Origin of the sequence: Blautia sp. JLR.GB0024 (genome assembly GCF_037000545.1) — a bacterium.
Taxonomy (GTDB): domain Bacteria; phylum Bacillota; class Clostridia; order Lachnospirales; family Lachnospiraceae; genus Blautia; species Blautia celeris.
Genome location: NZ_JBANBF010000004.1, coordinates 348,275 through 368,653, shown reverse-complemented (window position 1 = coordinate 368,653; position 20,379 = coordinate 348,275). Strand labels below are relative to the sequence as shown.

Here is a 20,379-nt window from a genome sequence, read left to right as displayed (position 1 = left end):
CCCTAATCGTCCTGCCTCAGTTTTTCTACAGGAATCCGTATAGTGACCTTCGTCCCTCCATTTTTCCGGTTCTCGAACCTCAATGCGCTGTCTTCCCCGTAACGCATTTTCAATCGTTCATTTACATTATAAATGCCATGTCTGTGCCTTTTTCCGCTGTTATCATAGGTATTTCCGTCCAGCAGCACAGCAACCTGTTTCTCATCGATTCCTGTTCCGTTATCCCAGACACAAATCACCAGTTCTCTATCCTCTTCCTCGGCTGAGATACCAATATATCCTTTTTCAGGTTTTGACTGAATGCCATGCAGGATACTGTTCTCCACCAACGGCTGAAGAAAAAATTTGATAACCCGGTATTTCATCACAGACTCCGGTATATCAATAAGGTATACCAGCTTATCCTCAAATCTTTTTTTCTGCAGCAGGAGATAGTTTCTGGTGTTTTCCACTTCTTTTGACAGCTCAATTTCTTTTTCTCCCCTGCCCAAACTGAACCTGAACATTTTGGAAAGGCACTGAATCATTTCTGCTATTTCTGTTTGGTCATTTGCCATTGCCTTCCAACTGATGCAGTCCAGCGTATTATAGAGAAAATGAGGATTGATCTGTGCCTGCAGGTTTTCAAGCTGGGCCTGCTTTGCATTTAACTTTTCCCTCATGACCTCGTTTACAAGAATATGTATGCGGTTGATCAACCTATTGTACGCATCTCCGAGTTGAATGAACTCATCAATCCTTCTGATTTTAATCTCTTCCTTAAAGTTCTGGTCCTCTGCGCGCCCCATAATCTCATTCAGATTTTGAAGCTCCCGCGTAACGCCATGCGAAAACCGGCTGTATATGTAAGAGGCAATGATGATCACGAAACATGTGACAAGCGCCACGATTAGGATATTAATCCACTGACTGCTCAGGACAGCACTCACCATGCCTACACACAAATAGTTCCATTCCATGTGAGTGTCATAACATCCTGTAACAAAATATTTTCCATTTCTTTTACTGTCTATTTCTTCTTTTTCTGCAGCTTTTATTTCGCTTATGAACTCCTGTACTTCCTGATTTTCTGTTTCAGGTCCAAACAATAACTCGCTCTCACCCCCATATATATAAAATTCCCCTATAGCAGGATTGCTCAGGCTATCTACCATTTTAGACAGATATTCATTGTCAAGAACAACCATGAGAATTCCAATTCCGTCTACAGTGTCTCTTTTATTAATCACTCTGGCAAACAAAATTTTATTTTTCTGTTCTCTGATTCCACTAAAATCAGAACTTACCCATATAAAATTCCCTTTTTTCTGAATCACATCAGGGTACCAGCTCTGTTTCTTCCATACTGACAGATTGCTGATATAAGAAGGACTATCCCCAACTGTAAAACCATTTCCGTTTAAATCAAAAACAGAGAGTGATTCAATATAATCCTGTTCCATAATCAATCTGGTGATTTCCTCCTTAGCCTGCTGCAAAATATTATTATAGGAGGGATTCTGATGTTCTGCTGTCAGCATATTTTGGATGCTGGAGTCTGAAAGAATAAATCGTGATTTATTCTCTACATCAGTTGTAATATATTCCACATTCCTTGATAGGTCCTGAATGAACTGCGAAGCATATGTTGAATAGTTTTTCACGGTTATTTTACCTGTTATGATTGCCGAAGTGGCTAAGATTATAAGAACTGCCAATATAAAGATACTGTTGAAGGTCAGCATCAAAGATGGATATAACTTTAGTTTATAAAACCAGTTTTTCATTTTAATTTTCATTTTATCATCCGCCCTCTACATTATATATAATTTGATTATAACAGATATAAAAATAAAAAAGAATAGTTGACAGGCAGATGGAAAATAATGTAAGTTCGCATTTTAAAACACCGTACAATTATAAAATGGGGCTGCTACACCTATTATTCACCGGTGCAGCAGCCCCATTTTTCACAGCACAACGGCTGTCTTATGTTATTTATCATTCATTTTCGTCAACTTAGCCGCCTGGTCTGCAGCCGTAAGACTGTCTATGATCTCTTCCAGATCACCGTTCAGCACACCGTCCAGACGATGCAGTGTCAGTTTGATCCTGTGATCTGTCACACGTCCCTGGGGGAAATTATAAGTTCTGATCTTCTCAGAGCGGTCCCCGGTACCCACCTGGCTTCTTCTGGCTTCTGCCTCCTCGTCGTGGCGCTTCTCCAGCTCCATCTCATACAGTCTGGAACGAAGCACCTTAAGCGCTTTGTCTTTGTTCTTGAGCTGTGACTTTTCATCCTGGCAGGAGATGACGATTCCTGTGGGGATATGGGTCAGACGTACCGCAGAGTCTGTGGTGTTGACACACTGACCGCCGTTTCCGGAAGCACGGAATACGTCGAACTTACAGTCATTCATATCAAGATGGAAGTCAATCTCCTCTGCCTCAGGCATGATCGCCACCGTTATGGTGGAGGTATGGATACGGCCGCCGCTCTCTGTCTCAGGCACACGCTGGACGCGGTGTACACCGCTTTCATACTTCAGCCTGGAATAAGCGCCTTTTCCGTTGATCATGAAAGTGACCTCTTTGAAACCGCCGATGCCGTTCTCATTGAGGCTCATCATATCTGTCTTCCAGTTCTGGGACTCCGCAAATTTCACATACATACGGTAGATCTCCGCCGCGAAAAGCGCTGCCTCGTCTCCGCCTGCACCTGCTCTGATTTCCACAATAACGTTCTTCTCATCATTGGGGTCCTTCGGCAGAAGTAAGATCTTCAGCTCGCGCTCCAGCTCCTCAATACGCTTCTTGGCGTCTGAGAGTTCTTCTTTGAGCATCTCGCGCATCTCCGGGTCTGACTCTTCATCCAGCATCATAAGGCTGTCTTCTACTGTCTGTTTACAATTTTTATATTCACGATACGCGTCCGCTATGGGCTGCAGATCGCTCTGTTCCTTCATCAGCTTCTGGAAGCGCGCCGTGTCATTCGCAACTGTAGGCTCATTTAACTCATTTAAAATCTCCTCCAGACGAATCAAAATATCATCTAACTTATCAAACATGGTGTTCCTCCTGTTTCTTTCTTCCCAGCACCACCCTGTCAAGGCCTGCCAGGTCCTTCACTACTCTTATCTCTGTATATCCGGCGTCCTGCAGCATAAGGCGCACCGGGCCGCCCTGGTTATATCCAATCTCAAAAGCCAGAATCCCTCCGGGCTTCAGATGATCCCCCGCCTCGCCTGATATCCTTCTGTAAAAATACAGGCCGTCCGCAGTCCCGTCAAGGGCCATTCTCGGCTCGTGGTCTCTTACTTCCTCCATCAGGCTGTCAACGACATGGCTCTCTATATATGGCGGATTGGAAACAATAATGTCATATGTTCCACTGATATCTGCAAATAGATCACTTTTTTTCCATACAGCCGGTATTCCCAGCTCTCTGCTGTTTTTTGCTGCCACAGCAAGGGCTTCTTCGGATAAATCCGCTCCAACCCCCTCCGCTTCTTTTAAAACGGACAAAAGAGCCAGCAAAATGCAGCCGCTGCCTGTGCACATATCCAGAATCCTGGATCTGCTGCTGCCCGCCTGCATCTTCCCGGCTTCGAGGAGCACTTCCTCTACCAGAACTTCCGTATCCTGCCGTGGAGTCAGCACATGCTCATCCACATAAAATTTCAATCCATAGAACCAGGCCTCGTGGGTGATGTGCTGGAGAGGAATGTGCTGTGCACGTCTCCTGATCATCTCCCTGTATTTCTCTGCCTGCTCCCGGGACATTTCCTCGTTCTCCCTCATAAAATAGGAAGCCCGTGTCATGCCTGTTATATATTCCATCAAAAGCCATGCATCAGTTGTACTGTCTGCGATTCCGGCTTCTTCCAGTGTCTTTCTTCCCTCCAGAAGAAGTTCTCTATGCGTCTGCATAACAGCCCTCTCCTGTTTCACATCTGTGTGAAGCGGTCATACGGTCTTCTTCCGCCTGTGCGATCTTCTCACGGGCATCCGGGAAATTTTCCAGAAGATATGCCTTCCAGTCAAAGACTGCCTCCACCGCCGCGATGGCAACCTCCGCCATATCCGGTGTGGGTTCTTTTGTAGTCAGCTTCTGCATAGCCATACCCGGCTTCGAAAGCGCACACACCACAGGATTCTCACTTCTTCCCGCCAGCCTGATAATTTCATAGGAAATACCGGCGATCACCGGCACCAGCAGAATACGGATCACAACCCGCAGCCACATGGTATGTACCGGCACAACAGCAAAAAATCCCAGGAAAAATATGATACTCACAACAATGACAAAAAACAGAAAACTGGTCCCGCAGCGTTTGTGGAGTCTGGAGCTCTCCATAACGTTTTCCACGGTCAGGGCCTTTCCGTGTTCCACACAGTTAATACACTTGTGCTCTGCCCCATGGTACATGAACACTCTCTGGATATCCTCCATCTTGGAAATCAAAAGCAGATATCCCAAAAAGAGCAGGATTCTCACCAGCGCCTCCGCCAGGGTCACCCCTGTCTCCGAAGCGCCTACCTTGTGCAGCAGGCTGGCGATCAGATACGGCAGCACCATGAACAGACCTACAGAGAGGATCACAGAAAAGATCACGGTTCCTGTCATAAGGATACTTTCCTGTTTCTTCTGTTTTGCGTCGTATTTTTCCCGTTCTTCCTGATTCAGGGCTTCTCTCTTCTTAATCTCCTCCTCTTCCTCCTCAAAGAAGGTTGCGGAGTACATCAGGCATTTTGTGCCCACTACCAGCGAATCAATGAAATTGAACACGCCTCTGATAATAGGAAGAGAGAGTATCTTTTTGTTCTTAATAAAACTCTTGTAGTCTTCTATCTTAACTTCAATCTCTTTGTCCGGCTTTCTGACAGCTATGGAGTATTGATCCTGATGACGCATCATGATGCCTTCCATGACTGCCTGTCCGCCGATGTTAGATGATTTCATCTATACCTCCATATCATACAAATCCCCAAAAGCAGCAGCGATTTGCCAAAGCAGATACTATACTGCTCAGGATATACAATAAGAGGCTGAAGTCCTAAAACCTCAGCCTCTCCCGTTTTTTTATTTGTCCATGCCGTATTTTTTGTTGAACTTATCAATACGTCCACGAGCCTGTGCAGCTTTCTGCTGTCCTGTATAGAAAGGATGACATTTAGAGCAAACTTCTACGTGGAGTTCTTTCTTTGTAGAGCCTGTTTTAAATGTATTTCCACAGTTGCATACTACTGTACATTCCTGGTAGTTTGGATGGATTCCTTCTTTCATCTTTTTCACCTCTTCTATCGTTTGTTATTTATCTTTATTTTGCGTTTTACAAATTCAAACAGCTTTTAAATTATAGCATATGATTTTTATAAATGCAAGCATTATTATAGAAATCGTTGTTTTTAAAAATGTCAATATTAAATGCGACACTTTTTTAAATTCTTTTCTATCCTATTTTTCTTACCTCTTCCGTGAATAATTCCCCTGCTGTCCTATATTCATGTATACGGCGTGGGTAGTTGTTTATCCAGTTTTCTATATTCTGTATCTCTTCGTCAGTCTTGCTGTCAAAGTTTTCCCCTTTTGGTATCTTCCGGCGCACCAGTTTATTTGTAACCTCATTTGTCCCACGTTCCCAACTGCTATACGGGTGGCAATAATATAGCTTTGTTCGTTGCTCTCCCTCATTCAATATAGAGCGTTCCAATTCCTCACAATATGCAAACTCGCTGCCGTTGTCTACTGTTATCGTCTTAAATACTTGCTTAAATAGTTCTCCCCATTTTCTCTCTAATCTGTCTACTGCGCTTACCACCTCTGCTGCCGTGTGTTCTGGCAGCTTAAAAATAATTTCCGCTCTGGTCTTTCTTTCCGTCAGTACAAGCAGACTATTTTTTGATTTTCCACGTTTACCTATTACGCTGTCCATTTCCCAATGTCCAAACTCCTTACGCTCTTCCACCTCGTCCGGGCGCTTTTCAATGCTTGTGCCTGCTGCCGCTCTGGTCTGTTGCTTATTCACTTTGTTATATTTCCGCTTTTTATTTTTCTTCACTGGCAGATTTTTATTTGTCAGCCTTAAAAATATCCCCTTATCAATATAGCTGTAAAGAGTGGTTACGCATATCGTTGTTTTAAATTCCCCCTCTTTTCCCTGCGCCTTAATTTCTCCCAGTACCGCTGCTGGGCTATAATCTTCATTTATTATTTTGTCCTCTATGTAATTCGCAAGTTTTATGTCATTCCCTATTTTAAGTACCCCGCCCTTACTTTTCAAATTTTCTCTATACTTATCTTCGGCAATATCTGGGCTATAGCGTTCCTCTGTCGTAAGGTCTGAATTGAGCGCCGTAAATATCCCCCGCTTTACTTCTCTGTATATCGTGCTGCGGTGTACGTGCAGTAAGTCTGCAATTTCCTTTATGGTGTGTCCTGCCTTTAATAGCGCCTCTATTTTTATCCTATCTGCCTTTGTCAGATGCTTAAAGCCCTTTGCCATTTTCTCTACCTCTCTTTTGTTCTATATACGACGAAAAGCCGCAAACTCTTTTACAAGTCTGCGGCTTACGCTCTTAACCCCATTTGCAGCATTTCTTACAAGCTGTATATTTCTTTTTCGCTTGGCTTAGTGGTATGCCCTTTGCATTTTTCATGCCAGAGCAAGTAGGCTTACTATGGTACTTCTTGCTGCTTTGGTCTACGTATACTATTGTTTCTCCTGCTGGCTGCTGTGCTTTTTTACGTTCTTCTACAATAATGTTTAACTCAATGTTGCAACCGAACGTGTGTACCCCCCCCCCCAGAAATTTCCAGTATTTCTGCGGTATATCGGGCATCTGGGTATTTTCCCTCTAAATCTTTTGCCAGCTCTGCTGCAAGGTTTCCCAGCACCTTATTACCACATTTCACGTATGCGGCAGGCTCTCCATTGAAAATATACTTTTCTACCTCTATCTCTTCGCTTCCCGTCATGCTGCTTAAAATATCTTGTCTGTTTTCTCCGTCCTCATTATCATAAGTAACGCCCACTAATTTTGTTCGTATCGTTTCTGCTATCCTCTCATTTGTAGATGCAGGCGCAACGTGTGGCGCTGGCTTTTTGTCTGCCTGCTGTTCTGCTTTCCCTTTCGCTCCTGCAAACGCACACACTGCGGCAATTACCAGACAGCCCACCCCGCCCGTAATATTCCCGGACGGCAGCGCAGCTACTCCACTTACTGCAAATAATGCAGCTACTCCATAAAAAATCATTTTTCTTTTTCCCATAATAAGCCCTCTCTTTCGTTTTTATTTTAATTCTAAAATTTCATCAGCAGAGGCGTTAAGCTCTCTACAGATTTTTGTAAACACTTCCATAGTTGGCGTGCGTTCTCCATTTTCCCAGCGGCTAATATCCTTTTGATATACTTGCAGGCGTTCCGCAAGTTCTTTTTGAGAAACGCCCGCCGCTTTCCTTGCTTTTCTAATATTTTCTCCTATCATACTTTACCTCTTTTCTCTCTGGCTCTTAATACCAGTGCTACGCATAACTTTACTGCGCCTACTGCTACCAGAAAAATACCTAATTTTAAAATCATGCTCTTTACTCGGCTTTGGGTTTATGTTATATTCTAAGTAGGCGGTGGGCTTTCGCCCACCTGATACTTAATTTAATAGGTTATCTATTATTATAAGTATCGTTCCTACGATTAAGTCTATCAGTGCATTTGCTGCCAGCGCTTGCCATTTGATAGGCTTTTTCTTATGTTTCTTTTTCTTACCCATTGTGCCGTTTCTCCTTTCTAACGCTTTGCGTTTATTTGTTCTTTTCTCCTTTCCATGTTTTAATTATATACCCATTTGGGTATATTGTCAACACTTTTTCAGATAAATATGTAAAAAAATAAGGGCGTGCCGTACACGAACCGACACGCCCAAACACTTATACCAGCTTTGTGCAGTAATCAAGACTTACCCAGCCAGCGCCGCTTTTCAGCTTGCCCCAGCCTGCCGTACTTCCCTTTCCTGCCTTTTCTTCCACAATCGTAAATACGCCTCTGCCCGTATATTCCCCCGTTACTGCGTAACCTATGCCCGCTCCTGTTCTTATTCTAAGGTCGTCAACGTCAATCTGCACTTTATACGGCAGTTTCTTTGTTGTCTGCTTACTGTATACCGCCTTTCCGTCCCAGTCATAGACTGTATACCCCTCTTTGCACGCTTTCTTTGCGTTTTCCAGTTCTTCAAACGCTCCCAACTGGCTTGCTGCATCTTTCCAGCTCTTGCGCACACGGTACAGCTTTTTAATGGCAGGCGCTACCGCTCCCCCTGCGTATTTTCTATAGTATCCGTCGCCATATCCTGCCCGCTGTTTCTTTACGTTTTCGCTCTGGTCTGCTGGCTTTTCGTACCCAGTAAGCACCGCATCAGACGCAGCACGTACAGACGTTGCATTTTTCAGAGTATCCATAACAGACTTGTACCCCTGCAATTCTTCCCACAAAAAGGCAAGCTGCATAGCAAGGTTTCCAATAGACACGCCCGCAGCTTTCGCATAATCAAAAAGTTCCTGCTTTCTGGTGTAAAAAGTCCACTGCGCCAGCCCATAGCCTGCACTATCATTTACAAAATTACCGTAGCTGCCAGCGTCTACAGCTTTTGTATACTCTTCGTCTCCCATTCCCAGCTTATTATTATAGGTATTCTGCAAATTACATGGATTAAGCCCACTTTCTGCAAACAGATTTCCCATTAAGCCAGCCACTGCATAGGCATTTAACCCTTTTTTCGTGAAAAAGTCCCAGATTTCTTTTTCTTGTACGTTCCCAGTATCCGGCTTGCTTTCGCTCGTTTTCGGATATACCGCTTTGCCGTTCCAGTCGTAGACTGTATACCCCGCTTTGCACGCTTTCTTTGCGTTTTCCAGCTCTTCAAACGCTCCCAGCTGGCTTGCTGCATCTTCCCAGCTCTTACGCACCCGGTACAGCTTATCTGTAGTCGGTGCTGCTGCTCCCCCGCTGATTTTCTTTCTAAATTCGTCCCATGTATGCGCTGTTGTATTATATACATACGGGTTCGGGCAAATCTTACCCGTAACGTCATAATGCCGGATAACATTAGACGCAGGCACATTGTACTTATCCATTAAATACCGTGTTAGTTCTGCCGCAGCCTCTACTGTTGCGTCCTCAAAATACCAGTCTTTATCTGTTGCGCCCATGCTGGCTGTATTTCTCTTTCTTACGCAAAGCTCAATACCGATACTGTTAGCGTTTCTGCACTCCCCATGCTTATAGCTGCTTGCCCCGCAGTGCCACGCTATATTAGCGTCCTCTACGCTCTGCCATATCTCCCCGTCAAACCCTACAAAATAATGAGCAGAGGCGTTACGGTTTCCCCCGGCATAATACTGGCAATTTTCCTTTGCGCCGCCCAATGCGCCTACGTAATGAATTACAATGTATTTAATGCGTGAAATACTTCCCTGATTATGATTGTATCCGCTTATCAGTCTGTTTATTTTCTTCATACTCTTTATGCCCTTTCTGAATTAAAATAAGCGCCTGCGGTTTTCCGCAAGCGCTCCGTGCTACTCTGTCTTACTCTTCTGTTACTTCTCCCTCTTCAAGTCCAATATTTGCACTGTCTGTAAGCCCCTCTCCAATGATATAAGCCACTACAGACGCTCCCGCCATAATCAGCGCTGTTACCTGTGTTGCGGTATTTTCTGCGCCGCCAGTCGCTACAATCATCATGGAAACAAACGACGCTACCGCCGTCCACAATTTTCTACTTGTCAACTTCCTTACCCAATCAATTTTTTTCATAATGCTTTGTCCTTTCTTTACATATTCTGGGCTATCATGTAAATAAGCCCCGTTGCCAATGCACCAGCCACCAACCCTACAACGGTATCAATGGCTTTTTTCTTTACTTCGTTCCATGCGTTCCCCGGTTCTTCCTCTAACCGTCTGATACGCTCGCCCTGTTCTTTCTGTTCTGATAGCATATCCTGCATCTGTATCACTAACTTTTCAATAGATGCAGTCAGCTTATGTATTGCTTTTGTATCCTCTTCAATAACTGCAATTCTTTTGTTCTGTCTGTCGTCCTCGTCTCTAATCCGTTCCAGTTCTACTACCAGCGCCTCATTTCCGCTTACCCGTATTCTGTCTCGGTTTCTCCACCATTTACCCACAATCTTGCTGCCCTTTCTTTCAGTTCTCTTGCATCATAGCCCGCCGTCTGCTCCCATTGTTCCAGCATCTCTACCAGTTCCACAATCAGCGCACTTTGCTGCTGTATAGTTTTCTGCTGTTCTTCCAGCGTCTTTAGTAAGGCGTTTCCTGCCATTTATGAAATGCTGCCCCCTTTCTTTTCCGCTGCCTGCGCCAGTATGATTATTTTCTTTCGTAAGTTGTAGCTGTCGGCGTGTCCTGCGTGTCCCGTCCAGCTCTGTATACTCTTTTGTAACTGCTCTTTTGTAATCTTTCCTCTTTCGTATTTCTTAATGGTTTTCTTGATACGCTTAATGCTATCCGGTCGTACTTTCCTATGTGTTGCCCGGTGTTTGTATCCAACAAAATCTATTCCGTTCTTTGCGGCTAAAATCGTTGTCTTAGGGTTCAGCTCTAACCGCAGCTCGTCCCTTAAAAATCTTTCAATTTCTGCCAGCCAGTACCGCAGCTTTTCCTTGTCTGGGCTAAGTATTATAAAATCGTCCATATACCGCACATACATACCAACGCCCAGCGTATGCTTTGCGTACTGGTCTAACTTATTGAGATAAATATTAGCAAACAGCTGGCTTGTAAGGTTTCCTACTGGTATCCCTACGCCGTCCGGCATCTGCCCGTTATGGTCTATTATCCGCTCTATCAATACAAGCGCTTGCTTGTCCTTGATAATATTTCTGATTTCTGCCTTAAGTATCTCATGCGTGATACTCTGGAAATAGTGGTGTATGTCCGCTTTGATTGCGTATAGTGGCTGGTCTTTATGGTACTTGTCCCAGTCGTATAGCCAGCATTGCAGCGCATCAGAGGCAGCGTGCATACCTTTGTCTTTCCGGCAGGCGTAAGAATGGGAAATAAACCGTTTGTTAAAAATAGGCTCTAACACATTGTTTATAGCGTGCTGCACCACTCTGTCATAGAATGGCAGCGCCATTATCTGCCTCTCTTTCGGCTCATATACTTTAAAATACCGATACTCTCCCGGCTCATAGGCAAGCCCTAAAATGTCATTGCGTACCCGGTCTAAATTTTCCTCTTTGTCTTTGGTAAATATCAGTACGTCTTTTCTGTACCTCTTACATTTTCTCGCCTTATTATAGGCTTTCTGTACGTTCCCGCAATCTGCCATAGCCCCAATAAGCGTAATTGTTTTTCCGTCCCGGTCTTTTGTATATCCTATCCTCTTCATTAAAAAGCTCCTGCCTTTCGCCGCAGCTACTAACCAGCAGCCCTACTTTTTCTCTTTGCCTTGCGGCGGGACAGCCACTCTGACTATAGACTATTAATCGTCTGCCTAATATAAAGTCCTTGCCAGCATTTCGTAAAACACTGCGCCTAAAATGCTCTCACTAAGTCACACGCCCCACGCACGCCGATATTCGTGTTGACATTCCACGGGTAATTGTTGCAATTCACGGCACGTGCGCCCGCATTAACGCCATTGTTCCAGTTGCCGCCCGCTATCAGCGCTGCCAAAGGGCTGTAGTAAGCAGCTGCCCCATATTTACGCTACTTTGTAGCCTTTACCTCTTCTATAATCTCTGCCAGCATTACGCCCAGCTCCTTTAGTTTCCTACAGCTTACGCCGTAATGCTGGGCGTTCATTGCGCTATATCCTAAGTCATTTGCCAGCCGCAGCAATTCCTTACTTTGCTGCAATGCTGTATCTGCTGCATATAGGTGGCTTTTCGTCGCCGTTTTCTGCCACTTGATAACGTCTTGCAGCATTTCCAGTATTGCGTTTCTGGTCGCTGTCTGTAGGCTGAATTTTTCATACTTCGGATATTTGCTTAGCAATGGATAAATGTATAGCAGAAAATCATATATTTTCTGGTGTAGTCTGTCGCTTTTATCTCTGGTCGTCATTTCTCAACCCTCTTGTAGCGGCTGGGCTTTCGCCCGCCGTCTACAGACTGTCACACGCCCCACGCACGCCGATCCTCGCGTGGACACGCCACGGGCAATAGTAGCAAATCACGGCACGCGCGCCCGCATCAACGCCATCGCTCCAGTTGCCGCCCGCTATCAGCGCTGCCAAAGAATAAGCGTAATACTGATAGATATTACCAACGTCGTACTTTGTACCCTCATCACGTAACGGGCTTTTTAAGTCCCAGCCCCAGCCCTCGCTTGCATGGTAATCTTTATTTGTTACGTGTTCTGCTCTGGTAATCAAATCGTTAAGCCATTCCCATACACGCCCTACGGCATCTACACAGCCCACGGCAGAAACTGCATTTACTACGCTGCCTGTTACTCCACGCTGTGTATTTGAGCTTGCACTCCATGCGTTTGTATTATTCTCTGCCAATCCCTGCGGGCTGCCAAAAGCATAGGCGCAAAACTCGCTGTAATCCGGCATACGCTTGCCGCTCTTCATCAGCCTTTCTGTAAATCTGTACCAGTTCATGCCCTCTGTGCCAGTCATAGGCGCACAATTATACTCTGATTTTAAGCCCTCTGCCCCGTCGTCTGAATTAAGGTAAATGTCTACCCATGTGCCGCCGCCTAAATATACCATTCCCTCCGGGTTGCATTTTGGGCGGTGTCCCATAGTCCATACGCTGCGTGGTACAATCCCGTTGCTTACTGCACTTTCCCAGCCAGTACCGAAAAGCGCACCGCTGCTGTTTACTGGCTGTAAGTTGCTGTTTACCTTACGGCAGCGTCCATAATGAAAACCGCCAATTTTACGGCTGTTGCTTGCGTTCCAGCCGCTCGGATATGTAGAGTTAAGGGAAATAACATACTGCTCGTCCTGCGCATCTACCCTGCTGTCGCAGATATACACATAGTAATCATTTCCAACGGCAAACGTTGCCCCAGCATCCAGATTAGCCGCCGTAAGTTTCGTTTCTGCGGTCTTAAAGATGCCTGCGCCGCCTACAGCAATTACGCAGCCGCTCTCTACTGTCAGCTCGTCTGCGCCGCTTGCACGCAGATACTCTCTTGTCGGCGCTACAATGTCGCTGATTGTTGCCATTTTATTTACATTCAAAAGCGCCCTGCGGTCTGTTTTTGTTACGTCGTCCACCAATAATCTACTCATACTGTTTTAAAACTCCTTTCAGTGCCTTAATATCGTCTGCTGTCATTCCTGCTACCATTGCTGCCGTTTCCAGCGCAATTACACCGCCTGCCGCCTCTACGCCCTTAGACAGCGTTAATACGGTTCTGTCGTTCCCGTTTTCTTCCATTTCCCTTGCTTTTTCGCTCTGAATATGCGTAACTGCCGTTACCGTCCCGGTCACTCCGTCCGCATCAAATACCATGCCCTCTGCCGCCTCTGCGCAGTAATAAATTATTACCGCCTTTTTCTCCGGCGCAGTTTCTACTACGGCGCACTGGATATACCTTTGTTTTTCCAGACTTTCAATTTTTCTTTCTAAGTCCGCTGCGTCCAGTTCCCCAGCTGCTACCATTGCAAGGCAGTTGTAATAATCCGCTTTTGTTTTTAATGTCTTTGGAAATCCTTTCATAGTATCCGCCTTTCCTAAAATGTATTTGCAAGATAGGAATTACCAATATATGCAACTCCTAATACTGCCGTTTCCTCTGTTCTTTCGTAATGCTGGCTCAACCATGCTGCACCCATATAGCACAAGCCTAATACTGCATCATGGTTATAATTGATACCCCAGCCGTTTTCTACCGCAGTAAGCCTCTTGTCAAGCTCTGTCAGCGCCTCTTTTGTTTCCTTTCCGCTTTCCTCTGCCTGCTGCCGCATCCCGTCTATCGTGGCTGCCAGTTCTTCAATTTGCAGTTGCAGACTGCCTGCAATATCTTCCCCCAGCTTGTCCTTAATGCCCTCAAACCATGTATTAAACTCGGCTTCTGCCTCTGTCTGGAAAAGCTGAATTTTTGCCATAAATTCTGTATAGGCTCTTAAAAGTTCCTCGTCCCATTTATCTAAGGTACTCTCAAAGCTGGTATAACGCTCGCTAAACTTATTCTCATATTCTGCAAATAAGCTCTCTGTCTTGCTTACGTATTGCTCATATACCCCGGCAATGTCCTTAAGGTACTTTTCCATATTCTGCTTGTATACGCTAAACTCGTCCAGCACCGCTGCGCTATAGGTCTTAAAGAAGTCGTCAAACTGCTTTGTCAGTACGCTTGCGTCTATCTCTTCCACCGTTCCAGTTACAATACCGCACACGCTGCTATTAAATCTCTGGTCTGTTATGTCTTTGGTCTGTATCTTTGTAACACCTTTTCCTACGTAAATATCCGCAAGCGCCAGCTCCCATATTTCCGTACTACGTGTTACTGCTGTCGGCTGTGGTTTTGCAGACGGTGTGCCTTTCAGTACCGCTATGTAAATATCACGCTGCGGCAAGTCCCAACGCACTACCACTCTGTCTACACGGTTAAGCGCACCCTCTGCCATGTCAAGCCTTATACTGTGGCTGGCTGGGTTTTTAAAGGCATACCCGTTAATAAACGCAAAACCCGCATTTACCTTTATTTCCATGCCACTGTACGCAATCACTTGCAGCCCGTCGCTCGGTTTTGGGAAAATACCGTTTGCAATGAATGTAGCAAAATACCATGCCCAGTCCTCGGCTTTATATACCCTGTCGTAATTTTCGCCGTCATATACTGCATTGAATGGTAAACAATTTGCCATTGTCCTTACCTCACTTTCCTAATTTTATCCACCAGAGTAGGCAGGCTTTCCCCAAATGTTGCCTCTATTTCTTCTGTGCCTTTTTGGTAAATCTCTTTTACCTCGGTTATCCGTGCATCTATCTGTATACCCCATTTTTCCTCTTTGCAAGTAATTCTGTCCCCTAAGTCAAAATCAACCTTAAACTTTAGGTTTGAGTTTGTGTTAATGGTCGATACAAAATTTATGTTTTTCCCGTATCCCTCTAACTCTGTTTCTCCCCTTGTCTTAAGCATCTGCAAATATTCGCTAAGCGGTATCGTTATCTCTGTTTCCCCGCTCTGGTATTTGCGTGCAATGTCTGTGGCATCACAAAAAACCTCGTCCAGCTCTATGCCCGTCGCTCCCTCTCCGTCCACGGTTACAATAGGCTGGCTGCCGCTGTCGTCTGCTGCTCCCTGCACATAAATAAAATTGCCGCAGTTTTCTATACTAGCTGTATATTCCTGCTCGTTTACATTGTCAAAATCTCTTGAAAATATGCAGGGCGTGTTACCCTCGTCGTTTTTCGCTGTAAGGTCTTTGCCCTTATACAGATAAAAGCCGTATTTCTTCTCTCTTTCGTTTATCAAAATGTCATAGCCCAGTTTTCCAGCCTGCGCCCGTGCTTTTACTTCTGTCCCCAGATTAGCACACACTTGGTTAGAATACTCCACTTGACTGCCTGCTATGGTTTCCTGCGTCAGCGTTTCAAACTGTTTAAACCGCCTTTTCTCTGCTGCCCCGCTGCCGCAGTTTTTCGTTACCATAGTATTTATTAAACTCTGGTTTGTGGCTGTTGCCACTATCTGCGGGTATATGCAGCGTTTTCCCAGCCAGCGGCTCAATGTAAAGCCCTGCGCCTCTATCTGCTCTAACCCGTTCTCGTCTTTCGTAATATGCACGTAGGTAATCTGTGCCGCCCTGCGCCAGATGCCGCCGTTTGCGTCTGTAACTTCCTGCTTTCCGTCATGCTTTACAATCACATTGCCCTCTATCAGCAACTTACTGTTATTGTCTGTAATCGGTGCAAGCAGGCTAAATGTTCCCACATCAAAATATTTTATATGCCATAAAAGACTTGCCAGCTCGTCGATTGCCCCCAGCGGCTCTATGGTTTTATCAAATACTCTAAGCTCCATACTTATACCCCCAGATATTCCTTGTTGTAGAAAATGGAAACTTCCATAGAATTTACGCCGCTTTCCGCATCATATCGAAAATTATTGTCGCCTATGGCAAGCTGCATATAAGTGCTGTCTACGTCCACATATCGGAAATAGTCTGTTTCCACTCCGTCACGTATCAGCTTTGCCCCCTTGCTGCCGTATTTTGTGCTTACTTCTATCGTGTCCCCGGTCTGCATTGTGACATTGATTTTAATAAATTCCCCAGTATCCACATTTAAAAGAATAGGGTTCTTTACTGTCCCCAAAGCCACAAATCGCACCCGCATACCTGTGGATACGTCGCCCTCATTATAGCAATCTACAATCACGCTTTCCGCTCTGTATCCGTAAATCATGCTCTTAGGGTTATCCTTTTCAATCACGCACGGAAAATGCCACGCCGCTACCCAGCTTGCTATATCTTCCTTTGTTTCTTCAACTTCCCGCCAGAACGGGTTAAGGCACTCAAGCGGTATAGAAAACTCCAACAGCACCTTTTTTCGCTCTATCTTCGGTTCTCCATGCAGGCGGCAGTTTATAACACGCTTAAAGCTGCCAAACTCATAGGAAAGCGTACCGTCAAGCTCTGGGTTCAATACTTTAAGCAGCTGGCGGCGCAGTTCGTATGCCTGCGCCTTGTCCCTTGTGTTGATATGCCCCAGTATATCAATGTCCCGTGCCTCGATACGCTGCCCTACGTAGGTGTCGCCATGCTGCCCCATACTGTTTGTGCTGTATACCACATTCGTAACGCCCGCTATTCCCTCTACGTCCTTGCTTACGTTGCAATGGTACACGCTTTCTGTGCTAAGCTCTACGCTCTCGCCTCTTTCATTTGTATAAGTCAGTTTTTCATATTCCATAGGCTACACCGTCCTTGCTATCATCTTAAACTGCCTTGCTGCCTCTTTCTGCTGCTTTGCATAATCTGTGGTATTTGCGTAAATATTCTGGATAACGGTAAAACCGCCACCAGCTGCGCCGCCTCTTGGTCTTGGTTTTGGCTTGTCCCCGTCGTCGTCAAAATCAATGTCTTTTCTTACATCAACCTTTACGCCAGTGTCAAACTCTCTCGGTATACTCTTCTCAATCATTCTGTTTACGTTGTCCATTTCATCAGAAAAGCCTACGCCAATACCCTGCGCCATGAATTTACCAACCTCGTCACGGAACTTTTTTGACGGGCTTTCAATTCCCAAAGCGTCCTTTGCTGCGTCGAGCAAACTATTTGCAAGGTTTGAAACTTTATCTTTCAGCCAATCCCAGCCAGAGCTTATGCCGTTCCAGATACCGCTTACAATATTGCTGCCGATTTCTGCAAATGTACTTCCAATATTTGAAAATACGCCCGTGATACCGTCAAGCACCATTCGCATACCCTCTACGGCTTTGTTTTTTACCTCTGTCCCCCACTGGGCTACTTTTGAAATTGCGCCGGATATGCTGTTATAGATTTTTTCCGGCACTTGTGTAACCACATTTACAATGCCAGTTACCATATTACCCATTACCTCACGGGCTTTTGAAAGCATATTGCTACCCCATGTGGCTACTTTTGTAACTGCTCCTATAATGCAGTTCCATATTTTTTCTGGTGTCTGGGTTACTATTGTCACAATTCCCGTAAGCATGGTATTCATTACCTCTTTGGCTTTGCTTACCATGTTTGCGCCCCATGTGGCTACTTTTGTAACTGCTCCTATAATGCAGTTCCATATTTTTTCTGGTGTCTGGGTTACTATTGTCACAATTCCCGTAAGCATGGTATTCATTACCTCTTTGGCTTTGCTTACCATATTTGCACCCCATGTGGCTACTTTTGTAACTGCTCCTATAATGCAGTTCCATATTTTTTCTGGTGTCTGGGTTACTATTGTCACAATTCCCGTAAGCATGGTATTCATTACCTCTTTGGCTTTGCTTACCATGTTTGCGCCCCATGTGGCTACTTTTGTAACTGCTCCTATAATGCTATTCCAGATTTTCTGCGGTATCTCCTTAACAATGGTAATAACCTTTGTTACAAATTCTGTAATCACGTTGCCGCCTTTTGCCTGCATACGTGCGCCCCACTCGGCTATTTTGTTTATGCCGTCCGCTATTGCTCCCGCAATCTGTCCCGGCAACTCTACCAATTTTCCTATAATGGTACTTACTAACTTTGCTGCTGCATCTGCAATTTTCGGCAGTCCCTCAATCAGTCCCGTTACAACAGCTACGATAATCTGTGGCATTGCTTCAATCAAAAGCGGGATTGCGTTAATAATTCCGTCTACCAGCGCTACCACAATCTCTGCGGCATTTTCCAGAATGAGCGGGATACCCTCAACCAGCGCATTTATGATAGCCGTTATAATCTGCGGCAATCGTTCGATAATCACGGGCAGCGCTGCTATAATACCGTCTGCAAGCCCAGTTACAAGCTGTATCGCTGCATCAATCAGCATAGGCACATTGTTTACCAGAGTTTCCACGATTGTAAGCACTGCATCTATCACACTTGGTATCAGCTCCGGCAACGCCTGCCCCAGCCCCTCTGCCAGTCCTGCAATAATCTGTACCGCTCCCTCTGCTATATCTGGTATCAGTTCTACAATACCGTCAATCAGCGTTGTTACGATTTCTACGGCGCTCTCTGTCAGAGTAGGAATAGCCGTTATAATGCCGTCCACGAAAGACGTTATCATATCTACGCCAGACTGTACGATTGTAGGCGCACTATTTACAATTCCGTCAGCAAGCCCGGTTACAAGCTCCACGGCAAATGTGGTAATTTGCGGCAGCATATCAGAAAGCCCGCTTACCATATTTGCCAGAGCGTCCCCGAAACTCTGCGCCATTTTTCCCATATCTCCGCCCGCTGCGGCTGCGCCCTGCTGCAATTCATTTGCAAACTGGCTGAAAATCGGCAACGCCTGCTCTCCGATAGGCATAATAAAGCTGGTCTGCAATATCCTTCCTGCGCCTTTCATAGCCTCGCCGAATGTGTCATACTTAACGGCGTTAATCTGCCCCATTGTGTCCGTGGTCTTGCTTATCTGTCCCTCAACGTCCATAAGGGAAGTGCAGGCATCTGCTCCCATATCTTCCCACATAGTACCCATAAGCCCTACGCCTGCGGTATACTGTAGGCTTTCGTCGTCGCAATTCTTTAGCGCCTCGCTTATCTGGTTCATTGCCTCTTTTGCACTGTCGCCCCCGGCTTGGAATTTCCCCACCATTTCGTCTGCGTTCAGCCCCAGACTGGTAAGGTATTCGTTTGCCGTTCCGTCATTCATTCGTATGCTAAACTCTTTGAAAGCGTCGCCCATTTTGTCAATGCTCCACACGCCCTCATTTGCCCCATTCTGGATAGAGTTAAACATATCCTCGGCGCTTAGCCCTGCCTGCGCATACTGGTTACTGTATTCGTTGATAACGTCCAGCAAATCCCCATTCTGGTTAAGCCCCTGCTGCGCTCCCTGCGCAATCAGGTTATATGCCTCGTCGCCGGATATTCCAAACTGCTGCATAAGCTGCGTTGCAGCCCTTGTACTTTCCGCTACGTCCATTTCAAACGTATCACGCAGGGTTAATGCGTTGGTCGTCATTTTTTCCAGCTCGTCCACTCCCAAATCGCCCGCCTGCTGCTTGACTGTTGCCATAGACGCTGCTATATCTTCAAAGCCCTCGCCATAATTGCCGTTATAGATATTCTCCATAACCTGCTTATACTGGTCTGCCTCTTCTGTCGCCGTTCCCGTAGATGCGCAAAAATCATTTAACGCCCCTTTCGCCTCGTCCGCTTGGCTTACCGTATATGCAAGTCCTGCTACTACTGCCGTGCCGATTGCTGCGGCTGCCGTACCTATGACGGTTACGCCTTTTGCCATTGCACCGCCCAGCCCGCCTAAAATACCGCCCAAACCAGAAAATCTGCCGCCTGCGCTTTCTGCCTGCTGTCCGCTTTCCTCAATTTCCTTACCCATATCGTCTGCGGCTCTTCCGGCTTTTTCCATATCCGCAGCTGTCTTGTTAAGCTCCTGCTCCGTTTTTACAAGTGCTGTTTTTTGGTAATTTAACTGTGCCTCCAGCTTTTTGCTTTCCTCGCTGTTTTGTCCCGTTGTTTTCCGGCATTTCTCTAATGCCGCCTCGGTTTCTTTTACTTTTTTTGCCTGCTCTGAATAAACCCTTTGTAATACTTCCTGCTTTGCTTTCAGAGCCTCTACGCTGTTTGCGTTGTCCTTATATTCAGCCGTTACAAGTTTCATTTCCGAATTAAGCACTTTAAGGGTGCTGTTAATTTCCTTGCAGGCTGCTTTATACTCTGCCTCGCCGTCAAAACTTAGGCGTGTTTTAATGTTCTGTGTCTTATCAGCCATA

The 20,379-nt window shown here is 45.5% G+C and carries 20 protein-coding genes; all 20 read right to left on the bottom strand.

Going from position 1 to position 20,379, the window contains the following annotated elements; translation table 11 throughout:
• Positions 1–2: 2 nt before the first annotated feature.
• Complete coding sequence (locus V8Q34_RS12605) at positions 3–1,778, bottom strand: sensor histidine kinase (protein WP_335835593.1); 1,776 nt, start codon at positions 1,776–1,778, stop codon at positions 3–5.
• A gap of 195 nt (positions 1,779–1,973) precedes the next feature.
• Positions 1,974–3,047 carry a peptide chain release factor 1 gene (gene prfA / locus V8Q34_RS12600; RefSeq protein WP_033141267.1) on the bottom strand — a complete coding sequence of 358 codons (1,074 nt, stop codon included), beginning with the start codon at positions 3,045–3,047 and terminating at the stop codon, positions 1,974–1,976.
• Entirely contained in the window at positions 3,040–3,909 is an 870-nt protein-coding gene (gene prmC / locus V8Q34_RS12595) for a peptide chain release factor N(5)-glutamine methyltransferase (RefSeq protein ID WP_335835592.1), read from the bottom strand. Before prmC ends, prfA begins: the two co-directional genes overlap by 8 nt.
• Positions 3,896–4,942, bottom strand: a complete 1,047-nt coding sequence (locus V8Q34_RS12590) for a DUF1385 domain-containing protein (protein WP_335835591.1) — start codon at positions 4,940–4,942, stop codon at positions 3,896–3,898. The genes prmC and V8Q34_RS12590 overlap by 14 nt, the downstream gene beginning before the upstream one ends.
• A gap of 120 nt (positions 4,943–5,062) precedes the next feature.
• Positions 5,063–5,266 carry a 50S ribosomal protein L31 gene (gene rpmE / locus V8Q34_RS12585; RefSeq protein WP_018593782.1) on the bottom strand — a complete coding sequence of 68 codons (204 nt, stop codon included), beginning with the start codon at positions 5,264–5,266 and terminating at the stop codon, positions 5,063–5,065.
• A gap of 166 nt (positions 5,267–5,432) precedes the next feature.
• Positions 5,433–6,485: an IS30 family transposase gene (locus V8Q34_RS12580; RefSeq protein ID WP_335835585.1), complete on the bottom strand. Its 1,053-nt coding sequence runs from the start codon at positions 6,483–6,485 to the stop codon at positions 5,433–5,435.
• A 266-nt stretch (positions 6,486–6,751) separates the two neighbouring features.
• A complete protein-coding gene (locus V8Q34_RS12575; protein ID WP_335835583.1) occupies positions 6,752–7,252 on the bottom strand; it encodes a hypothetical protein in 501 nt (166 codons plus the stop codon).
• A gap of 21 nt (positions 7,253–7,273) precedes the next feature.
• On the bottom strand, positions 7,274–7,468 hold the full coding sequence (locus V8Q34_RS12570; protein ID WP_139009327.1) for a helix-turn-helix domain-containing protein: 195 nt from the start codon (positions 7,466–7,468) through the stop codon (positions 7,274–7,276).
• Positions 7,469–7,907: 439 nt separating this feature from the next.
• Positions 7,908–9,494, bottom strand: coding sequence for a phage tail tip lysozyme (locus V8Q34_RS12565; RefSeq protein ID WP_335835580.1), 1,587 nt, complete (start codon positions 9,492–9,494; stop codon positions 7,908–7,910).
• Between the two features lie 70 nt (positions 9,495–9,564).
• The gene (locus tag V8Q34_RS12560) at positions 9,565–9,792 is read right to left on the bottom strand and encodes a hypothetical protein (protein ID WP_173724502.1); all 228 of its coding nucleotides are present in this window, start codon (positions 9,790–9,792) and stop codon (positions 9,565–9,567) included.
• A 17-nt stretch (positions 9,793–9,809) separates the two neighbouring features.
• Entirely contained in the window at positions 9,810–10,163 is a 354-nt protein-coding gene (locus tag V8Q34_RS12555) for a hypothetical protein (RefSeq protein ID WP_173724501.1), read from the bottom strand.
• Positions 10,124–10,318 carry a hypothetical protein gene (locus V8Q34_RS12550; RefSeq protein ID WP_317346910.1) on the bottom strand — a complete coding sequence of 65 codons (195 nt, stop codon included), beginning with the start codon at positions 10,316–10,318 and terminating at the stop codon, positions 10,124–10,126. Before V8Q34_RS12550 ends, V8Q34_RS12555 begins: the two co-directional genes overlap by 40 nt.
• The gene (locus tag V8Q34_RS12545) at positions 10,319–11,389 is read right to left on the bottom strand and encodes a reverse transcriptase/maturase family protein (protein ID WP_335835577.1); all 1,071 of its coding nucleotides are present in this window, start codon (positions 11,387–11,389) and stop codon (positions 10,319–10,321) included.
• Positions 11,390–11,709: 320 nt separating this feature from the next.
• Positions 11,710–12,066 carry a diversity-generating retroelement protein Avd gene (gene avd / locus V8Q34_RS12540; protein WP_139009322.1) on the bottom strand — a complete coding sequence of 119 codons (357 nt, stop codon included), beginning with the start codon at positions 12,064–12,066 and terminating at the stop codon, positions 11,710–11,712.
• Between the two features lie 40 nt (positions 12,067–12,106).
• Positions 12,107–13,249, bottom strand: a complete 1,143-nt coding sequence (locus V8Q34_RS12535; RefSeq protein ID WP_335835575.1) for a phage major tropism determinant — start codon at positions 13,247–13,249, stop codon at positions 12,107–12,109.
• Positions 13,242–13,679 carry a hypothetical protein gene (locus V8Q34_RS12530; RefSeq protein ID WP_335835573.1) on the bottom strand — a complete coding sequence of 146 codons (438 nt, stop codon included), beginning with the start codon at positions 13,677–13,679 and terminating at the stop codon, positions 13,242–13,244. The genes V8Q34_RS12535 and V8Q34_RS12530 overlap by 8 nt, the downstream gene beginning before the upstream one ends.
• A gap of 14 nt (positions 13,680–13,693) precedes the next feature.
• Complete coding sequence (locus V8Q34_RS12525; protein ID WP_335835571.1) at positions 13,694–14,830, bottom strand: hypothetical protein; 1,137 nt, start codon at positions 14,828–14,830, stop codon at positions 13,694–13,696.
• A 5-nt stretch (positions 14,831–14,835) separates the two neighbouring features.
• The gene (locus tag V8Q34_RS12520) at positions 14,836–15,990 is read right to left on the bottom strand and encodes a siphovirus ReqiPepy6 Gp37-like family protein (protein WP_335835570.1); all 1,155 of its coding nucleotides are present in this window, start codon (positions 15,988–15,990) and stop codon (positions 14,836–14,838) included.
• 2 nt (positions 15,991–15,992) lie between these two features.
• Entirely contained in the window at positions 15,993–16,880 is an 888-nt protein-coding gene (locus V8Q34_RS12515) for a phage tail family protein (protein ID WP_139009318.1), read from the bottom strand.
• A gap of 3 nt (positions 16,881–16,883) precedes the next feature.
• Positions 16,884–20,378: a phage tail tape measure protein gene (locus V8Q34_RS12510; RefSeq protein WP_335835569.1), complete on the bottom strand. Its 3,495-nt coding sequence runs from the start codon at positions 20,376–20,378 to the stop codon at positions 16,884–16,886.
• Position 20,379 lies beyond the last annotated feature (1 nt).